6 protein-coding genes and 1 pseudogene are annotated in these 6,015 nt (G+C 69.6%); 2 read left to right on the top strand and 5 right to left on the bottom strand.

Annotated elements, in window-relative coordinates:
• From ACIQ3R_RS14175 to ACIQ3R_RS14155, 5 genes are all read right to left on the bottom strand, one after another.
• On the bottom strand, nt 1-447 hold a 447-nt coding region (locus ACIQ3R_RS14175), incomplete at its 3' end, for a 2-dehydro-3-deoxy-6-phosphogalactonate aldolase (protein ID WP_397419509.1).
• Nucleotides 444-1,352 carry a 2-dehydro-3-deoxygalactonokinase gene (locus ACIQ3R_RS14170; RefSeq protein WP_397419508.1) on the bottom strand — a complete coding sequence of 303 codons (909 nt, stop codon included), beginning with the start codon at nt 1,350-1,352 and terminating at the stop codon, nt 444-446. The genes ACIQ3R_RS14170 and ACIQ3R_RS14175, both read right to left, overlap by 4 nt.
• A 1-nt stretch (nt 1,353) precedes the next feature.
• A complete protein-coding gene (locus tag ACIQ3R_RS14165) occupies nt 1,354-2,103 on the bottom strand; it encodes an SDR family NAD(P)-dependent oxidoreductase (RefSeq protein WP_397419507.1) in 750 nt (249 codons plus the stop codon).
• On the bottom strand, nt 2,100-2,948 hold the full coding sequence (locus ACIQ3R_RS14160) for an SMP-30/gluconolactonase/LRE family protein (protein WP_397419506.1): 849 nt from the start codon (nt 2,946-2,948) through the stop codon (nt 2,100-2,102). The genes ACIQ3R_RS14165 and ACIQ3R_RS14160 overlap by 4 nt, the downstream gene beginning before the upstream one ends.
• A gap of 9 nt (nt 2,949-2,957) precedes the next feature.
• The gene (locus ACIQ3R_RS14155) at nt 2,958-4,133 is read right to left on the bottom strand and encodes an acyl-CoA dehydrogenase family protein (protein ID WP_397419505.1); all 1,176 of its coding nucleotides are present in this window, start codon (nt 4,131-4,133) and stop codon (nt 2,958-2,960) included.
• 74 nt (nt 4,134-4,207) lie between these two features.
• Here ACIQ3R_RS14155 and ACIQ3R_RS14150 point away from each other — a divergent pair, with 74 nt between their 5' ends.
• Together ACIQ3R_RS14150 and ACIQ3R_RS14145 are read left to right on the top strand one after the other, a co-directional pair.
• Nucleotides 4,208-5,089, top strand: a complete 882-nt coding sequence (locus ACIQ3R_RS14150) for a hypothetical protein (RefSeq protein ID WP_397419504.1) — start codon at nt 4,208-4,210, stop codon at nt 5,087-5,089.
• 50 nt (nt 5,090-5,139) lie between these two features.
• A pseudogene (locus tag ACIQ3R_RS14145) lies at nt 5,140-6,015 on the top strand (SLC5 family protein); the annotation flags it as partial.

The following is a 6,015-nucleotide window of genomic DNA, read 5'->3' as shown; positions in this document are numbered from 1 at the left end:
CGGCAGCACCGCGGCGAGCTGGCGCAGATGGCCGGGTCCATAGGTGGCTGCGGGAAACAGCTTGAGGTGGCGCGCGCCGGCGTTCAGGGCGGCGAAGGCTTCGGTGGCGGTGGCGAAGCCCGGCGCCGGCTCCAGGCCCATGGCTCGCAGACGGGCGATCACCGTCGGGTCGGTGTTGGGCGCGACGGCGAAGCGGCCGCCGGCCGCCGCCACCGCCTCGGCGTCGCGAATCGTCAGCACCGTGCCCGCGCCTGTGGACATCCGGCCCCGAAAGGCTTCGACCAGTCGGGCGATGGAAACCAGCGGGTCGGGTGAGTTGAGTGGCACTTCCATGGCCCGGACGCCCGCGTCGTAAAGCGCCTCGCCGTGATCGACGGCCTCTTCGGGCGTGACGCCGCGAAGGATCGCGACGATGGGGCAGGCGGCGATCGCGTCATCCAGGGTCATGGGGACTCCGTCAGGCGGTGAAGTTCAAAGAGGCCTGCGCGCGTGGCGGCGTCGCCGTCGTGAGCGGCCCAGGCTCGTCCAACACGGTCCAGCGCGCGGGCGTAGCGGGCGCACAGGGCGGGCGATCCCAGGAGGTCGACAACAAGATCCGAGGCTTCGCCCAGGACCCGGGGCGTACCCGCGACCTCCGCCCCGATCAGCAGGCCGGACAGAAAACTGGGCGTCGAGGCGGGCGCAGCCCCGGCTCCGGCCACGCGGCCCCGCGCGGCGAACAGGCGGGCGGCGAGCGCGTCACCGTCCCCGGCCGCGGCGAGACCTTCCTCGAACGCCGCGGGATCATCATCGGCGCCGCCCGCCCCCCGTAGAACGCCGTGGCGGGTGAGGTGCTCAAAGAGTTCGCCGGTCATGGCGCTGGCGAAGCGCAGCACGCGGCCGTCCTCCACCAGCATCCACTTGGAATGGGTGCCCGGCTGGCAGACCAGTCGACGACCCCGGCGGCGGGCGGGATCGCCGGCGAGCCAGCCCAGCAGCTGGGTCTCCTCGCCGCGCAGCACATCGGGGTGCCCGGCCACTCCCTTGCAGCGGAGGCCTGGAACAATGCGCACGCCGGGCGCGACCTCGAGCATCGCCCGGGCGACTTCGGCCGGGTCAGCGGGGCAATCGACATAGGGCGCCGTCGCCCAGCCCACGTTCGAGCCCACCGCGCCGCAGAGCAGCGCGGGCAGGTCTTGGGCCTTCAGCGCGGGGCGGACGGTGTCGTCGAAGCGGGCGGCGGGCTCACCGGGGCCCAACCGCGAGACGCCCAAGTCAAAGCGCGCTTCCGCCAGCGCGGCTCCATGATCGTCCAGCACCCAAGCGCGGAGATTGGTGTTGCCCCAGTCGCAGGCGAGCAGGCGTGCGGGCATTTCAGGTGCGCCCGCCGTCAACGATCAGGTTTTGGCCGGTGATCCGGCGGGCGTCGTCGGAGGCCAGAAACAGCACAAGGCGGGCGACGTCGTCGGGCTCGATCCGGTCGGGCAATGCGACGCCCTTCATCCACTCGGCCTCGGCCTCCGGGGTAAGCCACAGCCTGAGCTGGCGCTCGGTGACCACCCAACCGGGGGAAACGGCGTTGACGCGGATTCGGTCGGGCCCCCACTCACGGGCGAGGGACTTGGTGAGCGAATTGATCGCGCCCTTGGCGGCGGCGTAGGCTGCGAGATTGGCGGGCCCGGTCAGGGCGTTGATCGAGCTCAGATTGATGATCGCGCCGACGCCCGAGGCCTTGAGGTGCGGATAGGCCGCGCGGGCGGCGAGGAAGGCGGGGTCGAGATTGACCGCCAGCGTGGCGCGCCATTGGGCGGCGTCGGTTTGGGCGGCCGCGTGGCGGGTGTCGTCGGCGACGTTGTTGACCAGGATATCGAGCCCGCCCATCGCCTGGGCCTGCGCCTCGACGGCGGCTTCCAGCGCGCCCGACGCCGTCACGTCCAGAGCCTGGAATCGGGCGCCGGCGTATCCGACGGCCAGCGCTTCGCCGGCTGACGCGTCGCGGTCGACGAAGGCCACGACCGCACCCTGCGCATGAAGTGCTGAGACAATGGCTGCGCCGATGCCGGTGGCGCCGCCGGTGACGAAGGCGCGGCGACCCGTCAGGCTGGGATAGGCGGCGAAGCTCATGCGAAGGCGGTTCCGTTGAAGGCGGGCAGGGGCAGGCCGGCGACGCCGGGCTCAAAGGCGAACAGGCTGCCTGCAAGCGGGTTGAGGGCCCGGTCCAGACCGTCCCAGGCGCTGGTGACATAAAGGGTGGCCAGGTTCGGCCCGCCGAAGGCAAGGCTGGTGGGCTGTTTCACCAGGGTGTCCACGATCCGATCGACACGGCCGTCTGGAGCGTAACGGACAATACGACTGGCGCCCCATTGCGCGTTCCAGAGGAAACCCTCGGCATCGATCGCCCCACCGTCCGGCGCGCCGACCTGGGGCGTGGCGAAGGGGATGCGGGCGGCGAAGTTCTCGGTCGGATGGGCGAAGATCGTCCCCAGCCGCGAGTCCGCAAGATAGTAGGTGGTCCCATCGGCCGACATTGAGACGGTGTTGGCGATGTGCAGGCCCTCGAACATCACCTGCGTCGCGCCGTCCGGATCCGTACGGAACAAAGCGCCGGGGCGCTCGCCATGATGGTCGTCCATGGTGCTCCACCAGAAGCGGCCTTTGGGATCGATCTTGCCATCATTGGTGCGAAAGCCGGGATCGAACGTCATGGGTCGCACGATGCGGAACGCCCCGGCGTCGGGGTCTACACGCGCCAGACCGCCTTCGGTCGCCATGAGCAGTCCGCCGCCGATCAGAGGCGCGGCGGCGCTGGCGCGGAGCGGCAGGTCCAAGGCGCGTGTCTCGCGGTCCGGGAGCAGCCAATGGAGCCGGCGGCCCTTTATGTCGAACCAATAGAGCCGCTGCTCAGCGGCGGCCCAGACCGGGCCCTCGCCGAGCTGGTCCTGGGTGTCTGCGACGAGGCGGAGGGTCATGCCCCGAAGCTAGAGCCGCAGGACGTGCTTGGCGATGATGTTCCGCTGCACTTCGTCGGAGCCGCCGGCGATGCTGGCGGCGCGGCCCTCCAGGTAACGGATGACTTCCGGGCGCGCCCAGTCAGGGCCGATGGTCTGGGGCTGGCCGAGCACGTCGGGGAACCAGGGTGCGGCGTAGGGGCCGGCGCACTCGACGAACAACTCGGTCATACGTTGGACGATGTCTGTGCCTTTCAGCTTCAGCATCGAGGATTGGGCGCCGGGTGCGCCGCCGGCTTCGACCTCCGCCAGGGTGCGTAGTTCGGTGATCTCCAGCGCGCGGAGTTCCACCTCGGCCAGGCCCAGGCGAGCTGCGAACCCGGGATCCTCGATCAGCAGCCCGCCACTGGATCCGGGGATCTCGCCGGCCGCCAGCCGGATGCGGCGCAGCAGGTCCAGAGACAGTGAGACGAAGGCCTGGCCGGTCCGTTCGTGGGTGAGCAGGCCTTTTGCGACGGTCCAGCCCTCGCCCTCGCGTCCGATGCGGTTCTCGGCCGGCACGCGGACGCCGTCGAAGGTGACGCGATTGAACATGTGGCGACCGTCGATGGAGACAATCGGGCTCACCTGCACGCCCGGCGCCCGCATGTTGACCAGCAGAAAGGTGATGCCGTCCTGGCGCTTCGGTTCGTCGGATGTGCGGGTCAGGCAGAACATCCAGTCGGCGGTGTGGGCGCCGCTGGTCCAGACCTTTTCGCCATCGACGACATAGTGGTCGCCCTGCAGCACCGCACGGGTGCGGAGCGAGGCGAGGTCGGAACCGGCGCCCGGCTCGGAGTAGCCCTGGCACCAGCGCACGGTGTTGGCCAGGATGTCGGGCAGGAAGCGCCTTTGCTGCGCCTCGCTGCCATAGGCGAAGAGGATCGGGGCCAGCATGCCCATGCCCATGCCGCCGATGTGAGACGGGACGCCCAGGCGCGTGGTCTCGCGCTCCCAGACGAAGTGCTGGGCCGGGCTCCATCCCGGGCCGCCGAACTGGACCGGCCACTTGGGCGCAACCCAACCGCGCGAGGCCAGCGCCGCGTGCCAGCGGACGTCGCCGTCGCCCTTGGGATCGTAGGGCGAACCCTCGGGAAAGGTCGCGGCGATCAGAGCGCGCACGGCCTCGCGGAACGCGATATCCTCGGGGCTCAGGTCAAGGTCCATGGACAGGCCTTTCCGGTTTATTATATTTGTCGTCAATAAGAGGCGCGGGCAGCGCCGGTCAAGGGAGCGAGGCAATGACCCTAACGGCGTTTGAAGCGGTCGAAACCGATGGCGTGTTGGCGGGCCCTGAGCGTCGGCCGGTCAATCTTTCGCGCAATGCGGCCGGATCGATCCATGACGACGCCACGGCCCAGAAACTCGGCTTCCGGGGCGGCACGGTGGCCGGCAACATCCACTGCGAACAGTTCCCACCGCTGATCATCCGGCGGCTGGGGCCGGAGTGGCGCCGGCGCGGCGGCCTCTCGCTGCACTTCATGAACGCCACCACCGACGGTGAACCGGTCCGCGCCTTCATCGGCCCGGAAACGGCCGGGCCGGGCGGCCTCCGCATCGCGCGCATCTGGATGGAGACGCCCGAGGGCGTGCGGGTGATGGAAGGCGACGCCTGGGTAGGTGGGCGCAATCCGGAGAGCGAACTCGCCAAGCGTATGGCGGCCTCTAGGCCGGCCGCCGATCTGCGGATCCTGGCCAGCCGCAAGGTGGGCGACACCTGCAAGGACACGCCCGCGCGGATCGACGGCGCCGTGGCCCTCCGGCGCCTGGAAGGCGTAACCGAACCGCTGCCGGAGTATCGTGACCCGACGGAGTTCGGCGCCAAGGTCGCCGCGCCGGCCGTGGCCATCGACGTGCTGCGGGCAGTGGAGCAGCCGCTGTTCAAGTCGGCGGGCGACTTCGTCGGCATGTTCGGCGCGATTGAACTGGAGTTCCTGGACGGGCCGGTCTTCCTCGACACCGACTATCTGGCGGACGGCGAGATCAGGGCCTTTTCGGAATCCCCCAAGACGGAAGTCACCTGGTACGAGAGCGTGATCCGGCCGGCCGCAGGCGGCCCGCCGACCGCTCGGATGCTGATGATGTCCCGCGTGCTCAAGGCCTCCTCGCCGCTCTGGGCGTGACGCGAGGCGCGGGCTCGGCTTAGGTTCGGCGCGGGGCAGGGGGAGCGCGCTTGGAACACTCGACGGTGCAGTGGTCGGTCTTCATCGGGCTGACCGCGCTGATGGCGCTTGTCACCTGGTGGCAGGTGCGGCGGATGGGCGGTCGCTCGACCGACAGCCATGCGGAGTACTTCCTGGCGGGGCGCAACCTCACCTGGCCCTTCATCGCCGGCTCGATCACACTGACCAATCTCTCCACCGACCAGCTCGTGGGCATGAACGGCAACCAGATGCTGCTGCTGGCATGGTGGGAGATCGCGGCGGTGGCGGGGCTGATCATGCTCGCCTACGTGTTCCTGCCGATCTACTACCGAAACAACTGCACGACGACGACGGAGCTGCTGGAGCGAAAGTACGGCTCCAAGGGCCTGAGGGCGACGGTCTCGGTGCTGTTCCTGGCGGGCAACGTCTTCATCTACCTGCCGATCATGGCCTACACGGGCGCGCTGTTCATCCAGACCTCGTTCGCCGGGAACATCCCGCTGATCTGGATCGCCGCCGCCATCGCCCTGGTCAGCGCGGCCTACACCATCCTCGGCGGGCTCCGGGCCGTGGCGGTCTATGACACCTTCGCGGGCGTCGGCGTGCTGGGCATGGCGGCGCTGGTCACGGTGCTGGCCATGGCGGCCATCGGCTTCGACTTTTCCAGCGTGCCGCCCGAGCGGCTGAACATGTTCGGCGGGCCCGACAGCCCGATCCCCTGGACCACCCTGCTGACCGGCATGATCTTCATCCAGATGTTCTACTGGTCGACCAATCAGACCATCACCCAGCGGGCGATGGCCGCGCCGACGCTGCGCGAGGGCCAGAAGGGGGTGCTGGCGGCGGCGGTGATCCGTATCCTGCTGGTGCCCGCCATCGTCGTCGTGCCCGGCGTCTGCGCCTAT

Origin of the sequence: Phenylobacterium sp., from assembly GCF_044371015.1 — a bacterium.
In the GTDB taxonomy this organism is placed as follows: domain Bacteria; phylum Pseudomonadota; class Alphaproteobacteria; order Caulobacterales; family Caulobacteraceae; genus Phenylobacterium.
The sequence above is the reverse complement of the archived record's forward strand: the minus strand, read 5'-3'. Positions and strand labels throughout refer to the sequence as shown.